Annotated in this window: 19 protein-coding genes and 1 pseudogene; 9 read left to right on the forward strand and 11 right to left on the reverse strand. The window is 71.8% G+C overall.

Translation table 11 applies throughout. The features are described from left to right. From GT045_RS40620 to glnA, 4 genes and pseudogenes are all read right to left on the reverse strand, one after another. Positions 1 to 197 (reverse strand): annotated as a pseudogene (locus GT045_RS40620) (hypothetical protein); the annotation flags it as partial. 201 nt (positions 198 to 398) lie between these two features. Further along, positions 399 to 656: a hypothetical protein gene (locus GT045_RS00295; protein ID WP_161297621.1), complete on the reverse strand. Its 258-nt coding sequence runs from the start codon at positions 654 to 656 to the stop codon at positions 399 to 401. Positions 657 to 755: 99 nt separating this feature from the next. Next, positions 756 to 1,745, reverse strand: a complete 990-nt coding sequence (locus tag GT045_RS00300) for a DJ-1/PfpI family protein (protein ID WP_161297622.1) — start codon at positions 1,743 to 1,745, stop codon at positions 756 to 758. A 194-nt stretch (positions 1,746 to 1,939) separates the two neighbouring features. After that, on the reverse strand, positions 1,940 to 3,349 hold the full coding sequence (glnA, locus tag GT045_RS00305) for a type I glutamate--ammonia ligase (protein WP_161297623.1): 1,410 nt from the start codon (positions 3,347 to 3,349) through the stop codon (positions 1,940 to 1,942). A 210-nt stretch (positions 3,350 to 3,559) separates the two neighbouring features. On the opposite strand from glnA, the gene GT045_RS00310 reads away from it, so the two are divergent. Further along, entirely contained in the window at positions 3,560 to 4,027 is a 468-nt protein-coding gene (locus GT045_RS00310; RefSeq protein WP_345942509.1) for an RDD family protein, read from the forward strand. 256 nt (positions 4,028 to 4,283) lie between these two features. Here the strand turns inward: GT045_RS00310 and GT045_RS00315 are convergent, their stop codons facing one another. After that, positions 4,284 to 5,942: an FAD-dependent monooxygenase gene (locus GT045_RS00315; RefSeq protein ID WP_161332911.1), complete on the reverse strand. Its 1,659-nt coding sequence runs from the start codon at positions 5,940 to 5,942 to the stop codon at positions 4,284 to 4,286. A 203-nt stretch (positions 5,943 to 6,145) separates the two neighbouring features. On the opposite strand from GT045_RS00315, the gene GT045_RS00320 reads away from it, so the two are divergent. The 7 genes from GT045_RS00320 to GT045_RS00350 are packed head-to-tail and all read left to right on the forward strand — an operon-like array spanning position 6,146 to position 11,321. Next, entirely contained in the window at positions 6,146 to 7,228 is a 1,083-nt protein-coding gene (locus GT045_RS00320) for a SchA/CurD-like domain-containing protein (protein ID WP_161297625.1), read from the forward strand. 35 nt (positions 7,229 to 7,263) lie between these two features. Further along, complete coding sequence (locus GT045_RS00325) at positions 7,264 to 7,701, forward strand: cupin domain-containing protein (RefSeq protein WP_345942510.1); 438 nt, start codon at positions 7,264 to 7,266, stop codon at positions 7,699 to 7,701. Next, positions 7,698 to 8,957, forward strand: a complete 1,260-nt coding sequence (locus tag GT045_RS00330) for a beta-ketoacyl-[acyl-carrier-protein] synthase family protein (RefSeq protein WP_161297626.1) — start codon at positions 7,698 to 7,700, stop codon at positions 8,955 to 8,957. The genes GT045_RS00325 and GT045_RS00330 overlap by 4 nt, the downstream gene beginning before the upstream one ends. 7 nt (positions 8,958 to 8,964) lie before the next feature. Next, positions 8,965 to 10,209: a beta-ketoacyl synthase N-terminal-like domain-containing protein gene (locus GT045_RS00335; protein WP_161332912.1), complete on the forward strand. Its 1,245-nt coding sequence runs from the start codon at positions 8,965 to 8,967 to the stop codon at positions 10,207 to 10,209. A 22-nt stretch (positions 10,210 to 10,231) separates the two neighbouring features. Further along, complete coding sequence (locus GT045_RS00340; protein WP_161297628.1) at positions 10,232 to 10,486, forward strand: acyl carrier protein; 255 nt, start codon at positions 10,232 to 10,234, stop codon at positions 10,484 to 10,486. Position 10,487: 1 nt separating this feature from the next. Next, a complete protein-coding gene (locus tag GT045_RS00345) occupies positions 10,488 to 10,967 on the forward strand; it encodes an SRPBCC family protein (RefSeq protein ID WP_161297629.1) in 480 nt (159 codons plus the stop codon). Positions 10,968 to 10,988: 21 nt separating this feature from the next. Further along, complete coding sequence (locus GT045_RS00350; protein WP_161297630.1) at positions 10,989 to 11,321, forward strand: TcmI family type II polyketide cyclase; 333 nt, start codon at positions 10,989 to 10,991, stop codon at positions 11,319 to 11,321. Positions 11,322 to 11,397: 76 nt separating this feature from the next. On the opposite strand, the gene GT045_RS00355 is transcribed toward GT045_RS00350, so the two are convergent. The 6 genes from GT045_RS00355 to lipB all read right to left on the reverse strand — a co-directional run bounded on the left by GT045_RS00355 (position 11,398) and on the right by lipB (position 16,815). Beyond that, complete coding sequence (locus GT045_RS00355) at positions 11,398 to 12,462, reverse strand: methyltransferase (protein WP_237538229.1); 1,065 nt, start codon at positions 12,460 to 12,462, stop codon at positions 11,398 to 11,400. Between the two features lie 43 nt (positions 12,463 to 12,505). Further along, positions 12,506 to 13,591 carry a right-handed parallel beta-helix repeat-containing protein gene (locus GT045_RS00360; protein ID WP_161332913.1) on the reverse strand — a complete coding sequence of 362 codons (1,086 nt, stop codon included), beginning with the start codon at positions 13,589 to 13,591 and terminating at the stop codon, positions 12,506 to 12,508. A gap of 127 nt (positions 13,592 to 13,718) precedes the next feature. Then, positions 13,719 to 14,420 carry a DUF4191 domain-containing protein gene (locus tag GT045_RS00365; RefSeq protein WP_161332914.1) on the reverse strand — a complete coding sequence of 234 codons (702 nt, stop codon included), beginning with the start codon at positions 14,418 to 14,420 and terminating at the stop codon, positions 13,719 to 13,721. Positions 14,421 to 14,480: 60 nt separating this feature from the next. Next, positions 14,481 to 14,678, reverse strand: a complete 198-nt coding sequence (locus GT045_RS00370) for a hypothetical protein (RefSeq protein ID WP_161293877.1) — start codon at positions 14,676 to 14,678, stop codon at positions 14,481 to 14,483. A gap of 217 nt (positions 14,679 to 14,895) precedes the next feature. Continuing rightward, entirely contained in the window at positions 14,896 to 15,885 is a 990-nt protein-coding gene (gene lipA, locus GT045_RS00375; protein WP_161293875.1) for a lipoyl synthase, read from the reverse strand. A gap of 120 nt (positions 15,886 to 16,005) precedes the next feature. Further along, positions 16,006 to 16,815 (reverse strand): lipoyl(octanoyl) transferase LipB, encoded by an 810-nt coding sequence (gene lipB, locus GT045_RS00380; RefSeq protein ID WP_161293873.1) that lies wholly within the window; start codon positions 16,813 to 16,815, stop codon positions 16,006 to 16,008. Positions 16,816 to 17,054: 239 nt separating this feature from the next. Here lipB and GT045_RS00385 point away from each other — a divergent pair, with 239 nt between their 5' ends. After that, positions 17,055 to 18,524 (forward strand): regulator, encoded by a 1,470-nt coding sequence (locus GT045_RS00385; protein ID WP_161332915.1) that lies wholly within the window; start codon positions 17,055 to 17,057, stop codon positions 18,522 to 18,524. Positions 18,525 to 18,575: the final 51 nt, after the last annotated feature.

Here is an 18,575-nt window from a genome sequence, read left to right on the forward strand (position 1 = left end):
AGCTCCGGCCGGCCGGCCGCCCGGCCCAGGGCCCGGTGCCGGACCCTGCCGTCGCGGTGGCACAGGGCGAGGGCGAGCCGGCCGTCGGTGAGCGGAGCGCCGGCGGCCAGGGCGGCGAGCAGCGCGCGACCGCCGTCCGCGCGCGCCCAGTACCCGCGGTCCGCGGGTCCGCCGCCGCCCGCGGCCTCCCCGTACACGCCTTCCGGGTCCCAGTGGTCCGCCCGGGCCTCCTCGTCCAGCTCCAGCCAGGCCGCCGGGCCACCGGTGCCGAGGACGTCCCGCAGGACCGCGCCCCCGGCGAGCCGCAGTGCCGCCGCGGTCCCGTCCCCCGTCTGCGTCTGCGTCTGCGTCTGTGTCTGCGTCTGCGTCCGCCGTGGTGAGTGGCTGATGACGCGGTCCTAGTAGGAGGAGCGCATCTGGGCGTACCCCAGCAGGACGATCACCGCGGCCACGCAGCCGAGCACCACGGCCGTCGACACCCACGACGACCGGCGTGGCGTGAGACGGTCCGGGTCGGCACGGAAGGGGGCCGGCTCCGGCGGGTTCTCCTTCCAGCGGGCGGCGAGCATCCGGGCCCGGGCGGAGGGCTCCTTGTGCTCGGCCGAGTTCGCCCAGCGATGATCGAACTCGCGCTCCCACTCGTCCTGTTGCGACATCCCCGTTCAACCTCTCTCGTCCGACACGGTTCGGGAGGATGATCCCCTGACAATAGGAAGTCTGGGAAGCGGGAAAGGTTGCACCGGGGCCGGAGCCGGTCAGCCGGACCGGCGGAAACGGCTGCGGTACTCCGTGGGCGTCGTGCCGAGCTTGCGGCGGAACGCCCGGATGAGCGTGTCGGAGGTGCCGAAACCGCACGCGGAGGCGACCCGTTCCAGGGTGTCGTCCGAGGTCTCCAGCCGGTTGCGGGCCACCTCGACGCGGGCCGCCTCGATGTAGGCGGCCGGGGTCATCCCCAGTTCCGTCTTGAAGATCCGGGTGAGCTGGCGTTCGCTGACATGGGCGCTTTCGGCCAGGTCGGCCACGGTCAGCGGCCCGGCGATGTGCTCGGTGACGAAGTGGCGCAGCTCGGCCGTACGCCGGGTGGTGGAGACGGGCTCGACGGGCACGCTGAACTGGCTCTGCCCGCTCGGCCGCTTCAGGTACATGACCAGCTGGCGGGCGACCCGCAGCGCGACGGCCTCGCCGAAGTCCTCGGCGACGAGCGCGAGGGACAGGTCCAGGCAGGCGGTGATGCCCGCACCGGTCCACACCCCGCCGTCGCGGATGAAGATCGGGTCGGCGTCGACCTCGACCTCGGGGTGGTCGGCGGCGAGCTGCTGCGCGGTCGACCAGTGGGTGGTGGCGCGCCTGCCGTCGAGCAGACCGGCGGCGGCGAGCAGGTGGGCGCCGACGCAGACGGAGGCGACGCGCCGGGCCCGCGCGGCGAGGGTCCGCACCCGGCCGACGACGGCCGGATCGGTCAGGGCGTACACCCGGCGCTGCTCGTCGACCTCGACCGAGCCGGGCACCAGCAGGGTGTCGATCGCCCTGCGGGACGCCTCCTCGAAGGTGACGTCCGGCAGGACGCGGACGCCGGCGGCGGTGGTGACCGGGTCCATGGTCTCGGCGGCCAGGACCACCTCGTAACCGGTGGCGTCCTCGGTCTCCCGCCGCAGCAGCGCGAACACCTCCGGCGGCCCGGTGACGTCCAGCAGATCGACCCCGTCGAACAACATCACGACGATGAACCGCCGCACCCCGCTCATGCCCTCTCCCCTCGGCCGCCGACGCGGAGCCGCGTCCCCGCCCGCATGTCCGGATCCGCAAGTTACCGGAGGCTGCCGACATCCGGAGCGGCGCCGGGACGGCAACGGCGGAGGCCCGCCGCTCCGGGGGAACGGCGGGCCTCTGCGGCGCTCAGGTACGCGTCCGTGCCGGACGCGCCCGTCTCACGCGTCCGTCACACGTCGAAGTACAGCTCGAACTCGTGCGGGTGCGGGCGGAGCTGGAGCGGGGCGATCTCGTTGGTGCGCTTGAAGTCGATCCACGTCTCGATCAGGTCGGACGTGAAGACGTCACCCTGGAGGAGGAACTCGTGGTCGGCCTCGAGGGCGTCGAGGACGGCGTTCAGCGAGGTCGGGACCTGGGCGACGTTCGCGTGCTCCTCGGGAGCCAGCTCGTACAGGTCCTTGTCGATCGGCTCGGCCGGCTCGATCTTGTTCTTGATGCCGTCCAGACCCGCGAGGAGCAGGGCGGAGAAGGCCAGGTACGGGTTGCCGGAGGAGTCCGGGGCGCGGAACTCGACGCGCTTGGCCTTCGGGTTCGAGCCGGTGATCGGGATACGCATCGCGGCCGAGCGGTTGCGCTGCGAGTACACCAGGTTGATCGGCGCCTCGAAGCCCGGCACCAGGCGGTGGTACGAGTTCACCGTCGGGTTGGTGAAGGCCAGCAGCGACGGGGCGTGCTTGAGGATGCCGCCGATGTAGTAGCGGGCGGTGTCCGACAGGCCCGCGTAGCCGGCCTCGTCGTAGAACAGCGGGTCGCCGTTGTTCCACAGCGACTGGTGCACGTGCATGCCCGAGCCGTTGTCACCGAAGATCGGCTTCGGCATGAAGGTCGCGGTCTTGCCGTTGCGCCATGCGACGTTCTTCACGATGTACTTGAAGAGCTGCAGGTCGTCGGCGGCGGCGAGCAGGGTGTTGAACTTGTAGTTGATCTCCGCCTGGCCGGCGGTGCCCACCTCGTGGTGCTGGCGCTCGACCTTCAGGCCCTGCTTGTCGAGCTCCAGGGAGATCTCGGCGCGCAGGTCGGCGAAGTGGTCGACCGGCGGGACCGGGAAGTAGCCGCCCTTGTAGCGGACCTTGTACCCGCGGTTGTCCTCCAGGGCGCCGGTGTTCCAGGCGCCCGCCTCGGAGTCGATGTGGTAGAAGGACTCGTTCGCCGAGGTGGCGAAGCGGACGCTGTCGAAGACGTAGAACTCGGCCTCGGGGCCGAAGTAGGCCGTGTCGGCGATGCCGGTCGACGCCAGGTACGCCTCGGCCTTCTTCGCGACGTTGCGCGGGTCACGGGAGTACTGCTCGCCCGTGATCGGGTCGTGGATGAAGAAGTTGATGTTGAGGGTCTTGTCCCGGCGGAACGGGTCGATGCGCGCGGTGGACAGGTCGGGGCGCAGGGCCATGTCCGACTCGTGGATGGCCTGGAAACCGCGGATCGACGACCCGTCGAAGGCCTGCTCGTCGTCGGGGTCGAACGCCTCGGCGGGCAACGTGAAGTGCTGCATGACGCCCGGAAGGTCGCAGAAGCGGACGTCGACGAACTTGACGTCCTCGTCCGCGATGTACTTCTTGGCCTCGTCGGCGTTCTGGAACATCCAGCTCCTCCTACTCCCGACCGTCCGCGCCGGGGTGGTAGATCGTTCGTGCGGCCAGTGCGGTGGCACACGCTGGTCCCGACACTAGGGACGGGTGATTTCTCGGGCGTGACCCGTTTGTTTCGCAGAAGTTAACCGGCCACGTGTCCACCGTAGCCCGGACACACCCCTGCGCGTAGTGCCCGAAACCGGGCGCAGTACCGTGGACGGGTGGACAACAGGCAGGCAATCGGATCGTGGCTCTCCGGGCCCCGCGCGGCCATGGAAGAGGCGGGCGCCGACTTCGGTTACCGGGGCGAGCAGCTCGGCCTCCCCGAGGAGGGGCCGAACTCGATCGCGCGGCCCGGACGGCGGCTCGGCGCGCTCGTCGTCGACTGGGGGCTCTGCCTCCTGATCGCATACGGTCTCATCGCCGACAGCTACCACGACGCGGCGCAGGTCTGGGCGCCGCTCGTCCTGTTCGTGCTGCTGGTCCTCACCCTGGGCACGGTGGGCTCCACCCCGGGCAAGCGCCTCCTCGGGCTGCGGGTGGTCGCCCTGGAGACCGGTCGCGTCAGCCCGGCGCGCGCTCTGCTCCGCACGGTCCTGTTCTTCCTCGCCATCCCGCCCCTGGTCTGGGACCGCGACGGCCGCGGTCTGCACGACCGGCTCGCGAAGACGGTCGAAGTCCGCATCTGACGCCCCCGGCCGTCCGCCATCTGACGCCCCCGGGCGCCCGCCCTCTGACGTTCCCGGGCGTCCGCGTCTGACGCTCCCGGACGCCCGCATCCGACGCGCCCCGCCGTACGGCCCACAGCCCCCCGCCGTACGGCCCACAGCCCCCCGCCGTACGGCCCACAGGCCCCCGCCGTACGGGTCACAGCCCCCGCCGTACGGCCCACAGGCCCCCCGCACCGTAGGGCGCGGGGGGCCTGTGTGCATGGTCACACCGTCGTCAGCGCCGGCACAGCACCGTCTCCAGGACCTCCCGCAGCTCGGCCTCCGGATCCGCCGCCGCGGCCCGGGTGCGCCAGGCGACGAATCCGTCCGGCCGTACCAGCACCGCTCCGTCGGCCGTGGTCCCGTGCAGCGCCGCCCAGTCGCCGCCGGCCGCCGGCCCGTCCCCGTCGTAGGTGAGGTCCGCGTCCGCCCCCGCGCCGATCCGGTACGCCTCCAGCCGCATCCCGTCCGCGCCGGCGAGGTGCCGGGCGGCGGTGTGCCAGGCCCGGCCCGCGGCCGAGCCCGCGTCGCTGAGCAGCACCATCGACCGCTCGTAGAGGTCGAGCGTGGAGATCCGTTCGCCCGCCCGGCGCAGCCACAGGTGCGGGGCCCGGCTGCCCGGGTCGCCCGTCAGCCGTACTCCGTCCGGTACGACCGGCTGGGCCGGGTCGGCCCCCAGGACGGCGCCCTCCAGATAGCGGTAGCACAGGACGACGGGGAGGATTCCGCTGCGCGGCCCGGTGCCGACGCCCGGGGTCGGGGCGAAGCCGGGGTGGCTGTGCTCCACGGAGCGGGCCGAGGCGCGGGCGCTGGTGGCCATGGCGACCGGCCGGCGCTCGGTGTCGTAGGTCTCCAGCAGGCCGGGTCCGGCCCAGCCGCCGAGCACGGCGGACAGCTTCCAGGCCAGGTTGTGGGCGTCCTGGATGCCGGTGTTGGAGCCGAAGGCCCCGGTGGGGGACATCTCGTGCGCGGAGTCGCCGGCGAGCAGGACCCGGCCGGCCGTGTACCGCTCGGCGACGCGCTCCGCGGCCCGCCAGGACGCCTTGCCGGTGACCTCCACGTCGAGGTCGGGCACGCCGACCGCCAGCCGGATGTGCCGCTGGAGCCGCTCCTCGGTGAACTCCTCCAGCGTCTCGCCGTGTTCCGGGTGCCAGGGCGCGTGGAAGACCCAGTGCTCCTTGTTGTCGACGGGCAGCAGGGCGCCGTCGGCCTCGGGGCTGGTGAGGTAGCAGCAGATGAAGCGCCGGTCGCCCACGGTCTCGGCGAGCAGCTTGGAGCGGAAGGTGATGCTCACGTTCGCGAAGAGGTCGCCGGGGCCGCTCTGCCCGATGCCCAGCCTGCGCCGGACGGGGCTGCGCGGACCGTCGCAGGCGACCAGGTAGTCCGCCCGGACGGTGTACAGCTCGTCGCTGTCCCGGTCGCGGACGAACGCCGTCACCCCTTCGGGGTCCTGGGAGAAGGACTCCAGCTCGTGGAAGTACCGCAGGTCGCCGCCGAGCGAGCGGGCTCCGTTCAGCAGGACCGGTTCGAGGTCGTTCTGGCTGCACAGGCACCACCCCGTGGGGCTGAACTTGGCCAGCCCGCCGCCCGGGTCGATGTTCCGGAAGAGCCATTCGCCGGCGTCGCCGACCAGCGTGGGGGTCTGCAGGATGCCGTGGTTGTCCGCCAGGAGCGAGGCCGCCGCCTTGATGTCCGGCTCGATGCCGGCCACCCGGAACAACTCCATCGTCCGCAGGTTGTTGCCGCGGCCACGCGGGTGGATCGAGGTACCCGAATGCCGCTCGACGAGCATGTGCGGCACGCCGAGACGGCCCAGGAACAGGGAGAGGGACAGGCCCACCAGAGAACCGCCCACGACGAGGACGGGCACCTGGTGATCGGCTTTGTGCTGCATCAAGGCTCCAGGGGCTGGGGTCGGGATGTGGGGCGCATTGGTGTTTCTGTGCCCTCTGGGAGGGCTTTCGCGTGCGCAATCACCCGCGTGGTTCACGCGAGTCGCGCGCACCGGGGGGAGAGGCACAGGATCAAGAAGCGCTGACGTCGCGTCATTCGGCCGCCGGCGTTCGCCTCTGCCCCCGTGAAGGAGATGTGCGCAGCATGACCACCATGTCGGAAAAGCTTTCGGACCAGTTGACGCGCCAGTCGAAACGGGTCTCCCAGTCCGTGTTCGACGGCTCCCGCCTCCGGGTCGTCCTCCTCGTGGACGTCTACGACGGCGCCCAGCAGCAGTTCCTGGAGGCGTACGAGCAGCTGTGCAACCAGGTGGCTCAGGTGCCCGGCCACGTCAGCGACCAGCTGTGCCAGTCGATCGAGAACCCCTCCCAGTGGCTCATCACGAGCGAGTGGGAGAGTGCCCCGCCTTTCCTCACCTGGGTGAACAGCGAGGAGCACGTGCGGATGGTGGAGCCGCTGCACTCCTGCGTCCGGGACACCCGGTCGCTGCGCTTCCACATCGTTCGCGAGACGGGCGCCGAGGAGGCCGCCGCCTCCGCCTCGCGCCGCCGGCTCCAGGCGTCCCCGCGGATCGGCGACGGTGTGATCCGGCACGCGCTGACCTTCACGGTCAAGCCGGGCAGCGAGCGTGAGGTGGCGCGGATCCTCGCGGACTACTCCTCGCCCCGGGCGAAGGTCGACGAGACCACCCGGCTGTGCCGTACCTCCCTGTTCATGCACGGCAACCGGGTGGTGCGGGCCATCGAGGTGCGCGGTGACCTGCTCGCCGCGCTGCGGCACGTCGCCCGGCAGCCCGAGGTACGGGCCGTCGAGGAGGCCATCAACCCGTACCTGGAGCAGGAGCGGGACCTCGACGACCAGGAATCCGCACGGGTGTTCTTCACCCGGGCGGCGCTGCCCGCCGTGCACCACCTCACCGCGGACGAACTCACCGAGGGGGAGCGGCAGGCCCTGTACTACCCGGCCCGGCCGGACTGCGGCATGCGGCTGGCGGAGCTGCTCGCCCAGCAGGACGAGGCGGCGGCGGACGATCCGGACAGCCCGGTGCTGCGCAGCACGATCTTCCACCGTGACGACGTCGTCGTACGGCTGGTCGACGTACGACCCGGCGCGGGCGGGCAGGCCGTCCTGCCCGAGCCCGGACGGCAGGCCGCGCTGAGCGCCCTGCTGGACGGCGAGCCGGTCGGCATGGACCTCGTCACCGACCGCCGTTCGCCCGACGCCTGACCCCGGCCGGCCCAGCACACCAACGGAGGAACGCCGTGATTCAACCCCTTCCGAAGATCGTGGACCTCAGCGAGGTCGAGCCCAACACCCGGCGCGGCGGGGACCTGCGCGCCATGCTCACCCCGGCGACGGTGGGCTCCACCAGCGGTTTCATGGGCGTGGCCATCGTGCGGCCCGGTGACCGCATCGGTGAGCACTACCACCCGTACTCCGAGGAGTTCGTCTACGTCGTCTGCGGCCAGCTGGAGGTGGACCTGGACGGCGAGCCGCACCCGCTGCGGCCCGAGCAGGGGCTGATGATCCCCATGAACATGCGCCACCGGTTCCGCAACACCGGCAACGTGGAGGCGCGGATCGTCTTCCACCTCGGTCCGCTGGCCCCGCGGCCGGCCCTCGGCCACGTCGACACGGAGGAGACGGGCTGCGCGGCCGTCGCCGCGGAGCCGACCGAGCGGGAACAGGTCCGCTCATGAGCCGGCGCGTGGCGGTCACCGGCATAGGTGTCGTCGCCCCGGGCGGCATCGGCGTACCGGCGTTCTGGGACCTGCTCGCCGAGGGCCGTACCGCGACGCGGGGCATCACGTTCTTCGACCCGGCCGGGCTGAGGTCCCGGATCGCCGCCGAGTGCGACTTCGACCCGGCGGCGCACGGCCTGGACGCCGAGCAGGTCCAGCGGGCGGACCGGTACATACAGTTCGCGCTGGTGGCCGGCGAGGAGGCGGTCCGGGACTCCGGTCTCGACCTCGCCGGTGAGGACCCCTGGCGGGTCGGTGTCTCCCTGGGCACCGCCGTCGGCGGCACCACCCGTCTGGAGCACGACTACGTCCTGGTGTCCCACCGCGGGCAGCGGTGGGACGTCGACCACACCGAGGCGGAGCCGCAGCTGCACCGGGCCTTCTCGCCGAGCACCGTGGCCTCCGCCGTGGCGGAACGTTTCGGCGCCCAGGGTCCCGTGCAGACCGTCTCCACCGGCTGCACCTCGGGACTGGACGCCGTCGGGTACGCCTTCCACACCGTGCAGGAAGGCCGGGCGGACATATGCATCGCGGGTGCCTCGGACTCCCCGATATCCCCGATCACCATGGCCTGCTTCGACGCGATCAAGGCCACGTCGCCGAACAACGACGACCCCGCGCACGCCTCCCGGCCCTTCGACAACAACCGTGACGGGTTCGTCATGGGCGAGGGCGGCGCGGTGCTCGTCCTGGAGGAACTGGAGCACGCCAGGGCCCGCGGTGCCCACGTGTACTGCGAGTTCGGCGGCTACGCCACCTTCGGCAACGCCTACCACATGACCGGCCTGACCAAGGAGGGCCTGGAGATGGCGCGGGCCGTCGAGACCGCCCTCGACCAGGCGCGGCTCGACCCGACGGCGATCGACTACGTCAACGCCCACGGTTCCGGCACCCGGCAGAACGACCGGCACGAGACGGCGGCCGTGAAGCGGGCGCTCGGCCACCACGCCTACGACACCCCGATGAGCTCCATCAAGTCCATGGTGGGGCACTCCCTCGGGGCGATCGGCGCCATCGAACTGGTCGCCTGCGTGCTGGCCCTGGCCAAGCAGGTCGTACCGCCGACCGCGAACTACGAGATCCCCGACCCCGAGTGCGATCTGGACTACGTCCCGCGCGTGGCCCGTGAACGGAAACTGTCCAGCGTGCTGTCCGTGGGCAGCGGGTTCGGCGGCTTCCAGTCCGCGGTGATCCTGACCCGGCCGAGGGAGTGAGGACACGATGAGCGAACCGAAGGACCGGCAGGCGGCCGTCACCGGCATCGGGGTGGTCGCGCCCAACGGCACCAGCACCGACACCTTCTGGAAGGCGACCCAGGAGGGCCTCAGCGTCCTCGACCGGGTCACCCGCGAGGGCTGCGAGCACCTTCCCCTCAAGGTGGCCGGTGAGGTCCGCGCCTTCGACCCGGCCGCGACGATCGAGGAGCGCTTCCTCGTCCAGACCGACCGGTTCACGCACTACGCCATGGCCGCGGCCGACTTCGCGCTGGACGACGCCCGGATCGGGCAGGGCAGCATCCCCGACGCGCCGTACTCCATCGGCGTCGTCACCGCCGCCGGCTCCGGCGGCGGCGAGTTCGGCCAGCGTGAGCTGCAGCGACTGTGGGGCAAGGGCAGCCGGTTCGTCGGGCCGTACCAGTCCATCGCCTGGTTCTACGCCGCGAGCACCGGCCAGGTGTCCATCCGCCGCGGCCTCAAGGGGCCCTGCTCGGTCGTCGCCTCCGACGAGGCCGGCGGCCTGGACGCCCTCGCGCACGCGGCACGGGCGGTACGGCGCGGCACCGACGTCATCGTGGCGGGTTCCACCGAGGCGCCGCTCGCGCCGTACTCGATGGTCTGCCAGCTCGGCTACCGGGAGCTGAGCCACGAGCCGGATCCGTCCCGGGCCTATCGCCCCTTCACCGAGGGGGCCTGCGGGTTCGTACCGGGCGAGGGCGGCGCGATGCTCGTCGTCGAGGCGGCGAACGCCGCCCGGGACCGCGGCGCCGACATCCGGGCCATCGTGGCCGGCCACGGCGCCACCTTCACCGGCGCCTCCCGCTGGGCGGACTCCCGGGCGGGCCTCGCCCACGCCATCGGGCAGGCCCTGCGCGAGGCCGGCTGCGCCCCCGAGGAGATCGACGTCGTCTTCGCCGACGCGCTCGGGGTGCCGGAGGCGGACCGCGCCGAGGCCCTGGCCCTCGCCGACGCCCTCGGCGAGCACGGCACCCGGGTCCCGGTCACCGCCCCGAAGACCGGCATCGGCCGCGGCTACTGCGCCGCCCCCGTGCTGGACACCGCGGCGGCCGTGCTGGCGATGGAGCACGGTCTGATCCCGCCGACGCCGAACGTCTTCGACGTCTGCCACGAACTCGACCTCGTGACGGGCCGCGCCCGCGTCGCCGAACTGCGGACGGCACTGGTCCTCAGCCGCGGACTCATGGGGTCGAACTCGGCGCTGGTGCTGCGACGCGGCACCGCGCAGTGAGTACAGCAAAGGAGGAAAGCACATGCCGCAGATCACCGTGGAAGAACTCGCCGCGCTGATGAAGAAGGCTGCCGGGGTCACCGTCAGCCCACAGCAGCTCGTGGACAAGCCGGAGACCGGCTTCGACGTCCTCGGCGTCGACTCGCTGGGCCTGCTCGGCATCGTCGGCGAGCTGGAGAACACGCACGGCACCCCGATGCCGGTCGACGCGGAGCGCTGCAAGACACCGCAGCAGTTCCTCAACCTCGTCAACACCACCCTGATGGCAGGAGCCTGAGATGGCAGGACACACCCAGAACGAGATCACCATCGCCGCCCCGCTGGACCTGGTCTGGGACATGACCAACGACCTGGAGCGCTGGCCGCAGCTGTTCAGCGAGTACGCGGCGGTGGAGGTCCTCAAGCGGGAGGGCGAGAAGACGACGTTCCGGCTGACCATGCACCCGGACGAGAACGGCACCGTCTGGAGCTGGGTCTCCGAGCGTGAGCCGCACCGCGAGTCCCGCACCGTCAAGGCGCGCCGGGTGGAGACCGGACCCTTCGCCCACATGGACATCCACTGGAGCTACGAGGAGGTTCCCGCCGGCACCCGGATGGTCTGGACCCAGGACTTCGCGATGAAGCCGGACGCCCCGGTCGACGACGACTGGATGACCGACAACATCAACAAGAACTCCAAGGTCCAGATGGCCCTGATCCGCGACAAGATCGAGCAGGCGGCGGCCGGCCGGCGACCGGCCCCGGCCCTGGCCGACTGAGCCGGACGACAGGAGACGACCGTGCACCAGGCCCTGATCGTCGCCCGCATGGCCCCGGGCTCCGCGACCGACATCGCCAAGGTGTTCGCGGAGTCCGACCGGGGAGAGCTGCCGCACCTCGTCGGGGTCGTCCGGCGCAGCCTCTTCCAGTTCGGCGATGTGTACATGCACCTCATCGAGTCCGAGCGCGAGCCCGGACCGGCCATCGCCAAGGTCACCTCGCACCCGGAGTTCAGGGAGGTCAGCGAGCGGCTGTCGGCGTACGTCAGCGCGTACGACCCGGAGACCTGGCGGTCCCCCAAGGACGCCATGGCACAGCGCTTCTACCTGTGGGAGCGCGACGCCGGCGCCTGATCCCCCGTCCGGAACACCGGTGCCGGGCCCGCGGAGGACGCGGACCCGGCACCGGCGTGCTGCGAGAGGGGTGCGCTCACCCGGCCACCTTGCAGTCGAACGCGTGCAGGTAGGGGTTGACCGGCCGGACGTCGCCGACCTCCAGGCCCGCCGCGCCGAGCCGCCCGACCATGCTGTCGGTGGTGTGCTTGGCCCCGCCGACGTTCATGAGCAGCAGCAGGTCCATGGCGGTGCTGAACCGCATCGACGGGGTGTCGTCGACGAGGTTCTCGATGACCACGACCCGGGCGCCGGGACCGCCCGCCTCGACCACGTTGCGCAGCAGCCGGGCGGTGGAGTCGTCGTCCCACTCCAGGATGTTCTTGATGATGTAGACGTCGGCGTCGACGGGGACGGCCTCGCGGATGTCGCCCGGCACGATGCAGGTCCGGTCGGCCAGGTCCCCGCCCTCGCGCAGCCGCGGCAGGGCGTTCTGCACCACTCGCGGCAGGTCCAGCAGATAGCCCCGCATCGCCGGGTACTTGTCCAGCAGGCAGGCCACCACGTGCCCCTGCCCGCCGCCGAGGTCCGCGACCGACGCGCTGGCGGACAGGTCCAGCAGCGCGGCGACGTCGCGGGCCGACTGCTCGCTGGACGTCGTCATCGCCCGGTTGAAGACGTCGGCCGACTCCGGGGCGTCCTCGTTCAGGTAGGCGAAGAACTCCTTGCCGTACAGGCCCTCCACGACGTTGCGGCCGGTGCGCACCGCCTCGTCCAGCTTCGGCCAGGCGTCCCAGGTCCAGGGCTCGGTGCACCACAGGGAGATGTCGCGCAGGCTGTTCGGGTCGTCCACGCGCAGCAGCCGGGACATCTCGGTGTGGCCGAACGTCCCGTCGGGCCGCTCAGTGAAGACGCCGTAGCAGGACAGGGTGCGCAGCAGCCGGCGCAGCGGCTTGGGCTCGGCGCGCACCGCGGTCGCCAGGCTCTCGACGGTCATCGGGGCGTCCCCGAGCGCGTCGGCGAGGCCGAGCCGGGCGGCGGCGCGGACGGCGGCGGCGCAGGCGGCCCCGAACACCAGCTCGCGCAGCCGCATCGACGGCAGGGGAGAGGGGGGCGCGCCCGGCTCGGTGGGAGCCGGCACGGCGGGGGATGGTGCGGTCATGAGCCGCCTTCCTTCCTTGGGTGGGTCGGGAACGGCAGGCCGGTCAGCACAGGCCCGAGGGCTTGGAGGCCCGGCAGGAGTTGCCGTCGAAGGCGTTGCCGCTCTTGGCGGCCTCCTGGTTGACGAGGTCCGCGGGGGAGTTGCCGCTCAGGCTGTTGCGGGTGATCCGGTTCTGCTCGCTCGTGGCGCCCACGAAGCTCTTGAACAGGACGATGCCGCCCGACAGCGGGGACCCGCCGGAGTGGCCGGTGACCGTGTTGCGCGTCACCAGGGTCTTCTCGGTGCCGGTCAGGACGATGCCCGAGCCCTGGAGGTAGGGCAGCCGGGCGGTCTTCGGGCAGTACTTGTTGTTCCGCTCGACGAGGTTGTGGCTGACGGTCAGCGCGCCCGTCCTCGGCTTGTTCTCGTCGCCGACGACGAACACGCCCGCGCAGTTGCCGAGGACGTGGTTGTACGTGACGGAGAGGTTGCGCAGCCGGCGGACGGTGAGGCCGATCCGGTTGCCCTCCAGGTGGTTGCCGATGACCTGCGTGCCCCTGGTGTCGCGGGCGCCTTCCTCGGCCTTCACGTTGTTGGCGAGGAACAGCCCCGCGTCCCCGTTGCCCCGGGCGGTGTTGCCCCGGAAGACGCCGCGGGTGGAGTGTTCCTGGGCGATGCCCCACTGGCCGTTGTCGTCGGCGGTCACCCGCGACACGGTCAGCCGGTCGGTGCCCATCGACCACACGCCGGTCGTGGCGAAGCCGGTCACCTTCAGGTCGGCGACGGTGACGTCCGGCAGGGCCTTGTCCTTCCCGCCGATCACGCAGATGCCGTTGCCGGCCTCGCGGCAGCTGACGGAACCCTTCTTCCCGTGCGGCGTGGCCTTGGTCTTCCTGGGCGGCTGGAGGACGGTCTCCCGGCCCGCACCGCGCAGGGTCACCCCGGGCGTCCTGACCGTGACGCTCTCGCGGTAGGTACCGGCCATCACGAGCACGGTGTCGCCGGACCGGGCGGCGTTCACCGCTTTCTGGATCGACTCACCCGGACGCACCACGAGGGTCTGGTGGGCGGCCGAGGCGGGGGTGGTGCCGAGGAACGCACCGACGAGGACCGTGGTGCACGTGAAGTACGTAATATGGCGTTTTGTCACACCCCGAAGGCTAGGAGTGCATGAGCTGATTACCCGCTGGATACGCCGTTCGGCGGCGTGTCAACGGGTCCGGAAACGCCGAAGCGCCCCCGAAGGGGCGCTCGGCCGGGTGGTGGGTGCGGACCGCTCAGCGGCCTCGCGGGCCGCCCTTGGGCAGCTTCATGCCCTTGGGCATGGGGCCCTTGGGCAGCGGCATGTTGCTCATCAGGTCGCCCATGGCCCGCAGCCGGTCGGTGGTGGTCGTCACCTGGGGGCCGGTGAGCACGCGCGGGAGCTTCAGCATGGTCGTGCGGAGCTTCTTCAGCTCGACCTGGCCCTCGCCGGTGCCGACGATCAGATCGTGCACCGGTACGTCGGCGACGATGCGGTTCATCTTCTTCTTCTCGGCGGCCAGCAGGCTCTTGACCCGGTTCGGGTTGCCCTCGGCGACCAGGACGATGCCGGCCTTGCCGACGGCCCGGTGCACGACGTCCTGGTTGCGGTTCATCGCCACCGCCGGAGTCGTCGTCCAGCCCCGGCCGACGTTGTCCAGCACGGCCGCGGCGGCGCCCGGCTGACCCTCCATCTGGCCGAAGGCAGCCCGCTCCGCCCGGCGGCCGAACACGATCGCCGTCGCCAGCAGGGCGATCAGCAGACCGAAGATGCCCAGGAAGTACTCGTGGCCGATCAAGAAGCCGATCGCGAGGAACACACCGAACGTGCCGATGCCGACGGCCGCGAGTACAAGGCCGATCGTCTTGTCGGCCTTGCGGGTCATCTTGTACGTGAGGGCGATCTGCTTCAGTCGCCCTGCGTTCGCGGCGTCCGCCGCGGTTTCCTTCCTCGCCATGCCACGAAGTCTACGTGCCCCCGGAAGCGCGGACGACGGCAGTGCCCGGCGGGGCAGGGGTCAGGGGCGGCCGGCGGCCTGATCGAGGACCCGCTGCGCCTCGGTCCGGTCCTTGGCGCGACGGCGGTCCTCCAGGACGGAGTTCCAGGCGTTGCGGCGGGCGGTGCGCTGGCCGCCGCTCATCAGCAGGGACTCGACGGCGCGGAGGGCGTCGGTGAAGGACGGGATGGCGGTGGCGCGGACGGGCGCGGCCTGCATGATCGAGGTCCCCTTCGGAAGCGATGGAGATACGGGGTGTGACACCAGAGTCACTGATTGGTGTTACCAGGGCATGTCCGACCGGTCAAACACCGATGAAACCTTGATGCGTCCGGGCGAAACGCCGACGCGGCCCTGGCGCCCGTCCTCATCAGCGAGGACGGCCAGGACCGCGTCGGATCGGCCATTACTGGCCAGTAATCACTTGTGCGGGAATTCACACGGCCTGTGCGGCCACGTAGGTGTCGTCCTGCCGCGGGGCGGCGGAGCGGCGCTGTTCCATCGCCATCTGGTAGAGCCGCCCGGCCCGGTACGACGAGCGGACCAGCGGGCCGGACATCACGCCGGAGAAGCCGATCTGGTCGGCCTCTTCCTTCAGCTCCACGAACTCCTGCGGCTTCACCCAGCGCTCGACCGGGTGGTGCCGCACGGAGGGGCGCAGGTACTGCGTGATGGTGACCAGCTCGCAGCCCGCGTCGTGCAGCTGCCGCAGCGCCTCGCTGACCTCCTCGCGGGTCTCGCCCATGCCGAGGATCAGGTTGGACTTGGTCACCAGCCCGAAGTCACGGGCCTCGGTGATGACCTTCAGCGAGCGCTCGTAGCGGAAGCCGGGGCGGATGCGCTTGAAGATGCGCGGCACCGTCTCGACGTTGTGCGCGAAGACCTCGGGGCGGGCCGAGAAGACCTCGGCGAGCTGCTCGGGGACCGCGTTGAAGTCGGGGGCCAGCAGCTCCACCTTCGTGTGGCCGCCCTCGCGCTGTGCCGTCTGCGCGTGGATCTGGCGCACGGTCTCGGCGTACAGCCAGGCGCCGCCGTCCTCCAGGTCGTCGCGGGCGACGCCGGTGATGGTGGCGTAGTTCAGGTCCATGGTGACCACGGACTCACCCACGCGGCGCGGCTCGTCGCGGTCGAGCGCCTCGGGCTTGCCGGTGTCGATCTGGCAGAAGTCACAGCGCCGGGTGCACTGGTCGCCGCCGATGAGGAACGTCGCCTCGCGGTCCTCCCAGCACTCGTAGATGTTGGGACAGCCGGCTTCCTGGCAGACCGTGTGCAGGCCCTCGCTCTTCACGAGGTTCTGCATCTTGGTGTACTCGGGACCCATTTTCGCCCGGGTCTTGATCCACTCGGGCTTGCGCTCGATGGGGGTCTGGCTGTTGCGGACCTCCAGGCGCAGCATCTTGCGTCCGTCGGGTGCGACTGCGGACACGACCGGCTCCCTGTGACTTCGATTCTTCGGCGTACACCAGGGTACGCCCGTACTCATTGCGCCCTGCCGGGGAGACCAACCTCGCTGTCGCAGGGCGCATTCCCGGGGGGGCCGGACGGATCAGGCGGAGGCCCGCTCGACCACCCGGGGCCTGAGGTCGGCGTTCTCCAGGACGTCCTTGAGGTGCCGCTCGACCACCGGCAGGACCTCCTCGATCGTGACGTCCCGGCCCAGCTCGGCCGCGAGGGAGGCCACGCCCGCGTCCCGGATCCCGCAGGGGATGATCCGGTCGAACCACTTGTTGTCGGGGTTCACGTTGAGCGCGAAGCCGTGCATCGTGACGCCCTTGGCGACCCGGATGCCGATCGCGGCGATCTTGCGGTCCTCGCGCCGCTGGCCGGCGTTGGAGGGGGCGTACTCGGGGCCGTTGAGGCGGGGGTCGAACTCCTCGTCCGTCAGTCGCGGGTCGAGGTCGAGGGAGAGACCTCCCCCGGCGTCCGGCCGGGCGGACCGCCGCTCCACCGGGTCGCCCAGCACCCACACCCCGCTGCGGCCCTCGACCCGGGTGGTCTCCAGGCCGAACTCGGCGCAGACGCGGATGATCGCCTCCTCCAGCCGCCGCACGTGCGCGACCACGTCCACCGGGCGGGGCAGCTTCTGGATCGGATAGCCCACCAGCTGACCCGGGCCGTGCCAGGTGATCTTGCCGCCGCGGTCGACGTCGACGACCGGGGTGCCGTCCAGCGGGCGCTCGCTGTCCTCGGTGCGCCGCCCGGCCGTGTAGACCGGCGGGTGCTCCAGGAGGATGACCGTGTCGGGGACCTCGTCGGCGAACCGGGCCGCGTGCACCCGGCGCTGCTCGTCCCAGGCCTCCTGGTACTCGACGGCGTCCGCACCGAACCCCATACGGACGAACCGCAACTCACTCACGGCAAGCGCCTCCCTCAGCGAACCGGTGTCAGGCGCGTGAAGCGCCCACGCCACTGTACGTCCGACCGGAGTACGTCAGCCCTGCGGGCGTTCCTCACACGATCGGATGAATGCACGCCGAAGTGTGCGATCGCCTGCTCACTCTCCGCTACATTCGCGCCGTTCGTGAGGCCATAAGGGCTGCTCAAAGGCAATCCGGGCACGTCGACAGGCCCGGAAGGCAGGAGACCGCACCGCAGATGACGGACCGACCCGCGCAGCGCACCCCCAACCGCCAGCTCGCCGCGCTCATCGCAGAAGCGGGGTTCTCCAACGCGGGTCTGGCCCGTCGCGTCGACCAGCTCGGCCTGGAGCACGGGCTGGACCTCAGATACGACAAGACGTCCGTCACCCGCTGGCTGCGCGGGCAGCAGCCGCGGGGTACGACGCCGGCCCTGATCGCCGAGGTCTTCACCCGCCGGCTCGGCCGCCGGCTCACCGCCCAGGATCTCGGCCTGGACGCCTGTGCGCCGGTGTACGCCGGGCTGGAGTTCGCGGCCACCCCGGAGGAGGCCGTGGACATCGTCAGCGGGCTGTGGCGCAAGGACTCCGGCAGCCACGCGGAGCTGCGCAAGATCGCCTTCACCCCGGCGGGGCTGGTCGTGCCCAGCCGGGACTGGCTGATCGGCAAGCCCGACGACCGGGTGGCCCGCGAGCCGGCGCCCCGGGTGCCGCCCCAGGGCCGGCCCGGCGCGGCCAGGCCCCAGCCGCGGCCGGGGGTGCCGGTGCTGCCCCGGGTGCGCGGGCACGCCGAGCGGGTCGGCGGCCACCGGGTCAGCGGCGGTGACATCGCCGCGCTGCGCTCGGTCGGCGAGCTGTTCCGCACCCTCGACGACCGGTTCGGCGGCGGCCACGCCCGCCAGGCGCTCGTGCGCTACCTGGAGCACGAGTGCGAGCCGATGCTGCGCGGCAGCTACGACGAGCAGACCGGCCGCCGGCTGTTCGGCGCCGCCGCCGATCTGACCCGGCTCGCGGGCTGGACGTCGTACGACATCGCCGCGCACGGGCTCGCCCAGCGGTACTTCGTGCAGGCCCTCCGGCTCGCCCAGGCGGCCGGCGACCGGGCCTACGGCTCCTACGTCCTGGTGACCATGAGCCGCCAGGCCGTCTACCTCGGCCACGGCAGGGAGGCCGTGCAGCTGGCGCGGGTCGCCCAGCAGGGCGTCGGCACCGGTGCCCCGCCCGTCGTCCAGGCCCTGCTGCACGCGTCCGAGGCGCGGGCGCACGGTGTCCTCGGCGAGGTGCGGGCGTGCACCTCGGCGCTGGTGCGGGCCGAGCGCGCGCTCGACGCGGCCCGGCCGGGGGACGAGGTGCCGTACTGGGCCGCCTTCTTCGACGAGGCACAGCTCGCCGACGAGTTCGGGCACTGCCACCGGGATCTGCAGCAGTACCGGGCCGCCGCGCAGCACGCCGAGCGCGCCCTCCAGCTGCGCGCGGCCGGCTATGCCCGCAGCCGGCTGTTCTGCCGGATCGTCCTCGCCACCGCCCGGCTCGGCCTCGGTGAACTCGACCAGGCGTGCGCGCTGGCCGCGGAGGCGGCGAGCCAGGCGGCGGAGATGCGGAGCGCCCGCGCGGTGGAGTACGTGCGGGACTTCGAACGCCGCCTGGAGCCGTACCGGGACGCGGCGCCGGTACGGGGCTACCGCGAGAAGGTCGCGGCCCTGGGCTGACCGGACCCCGTGCGTCCCGCCGGCCGGACGCCGCCACCCGCCGTCGCGGGT

Origin of the sequence: Streptomyces sp. SID486, from assembly GCF_009865385.1 — a bacterium.
Taxonomy (GTDB): Bacteria; Actinomycetota; Actinomycetes; order Streptomycetales; family Streptomycetaceae; genus Streptomyces.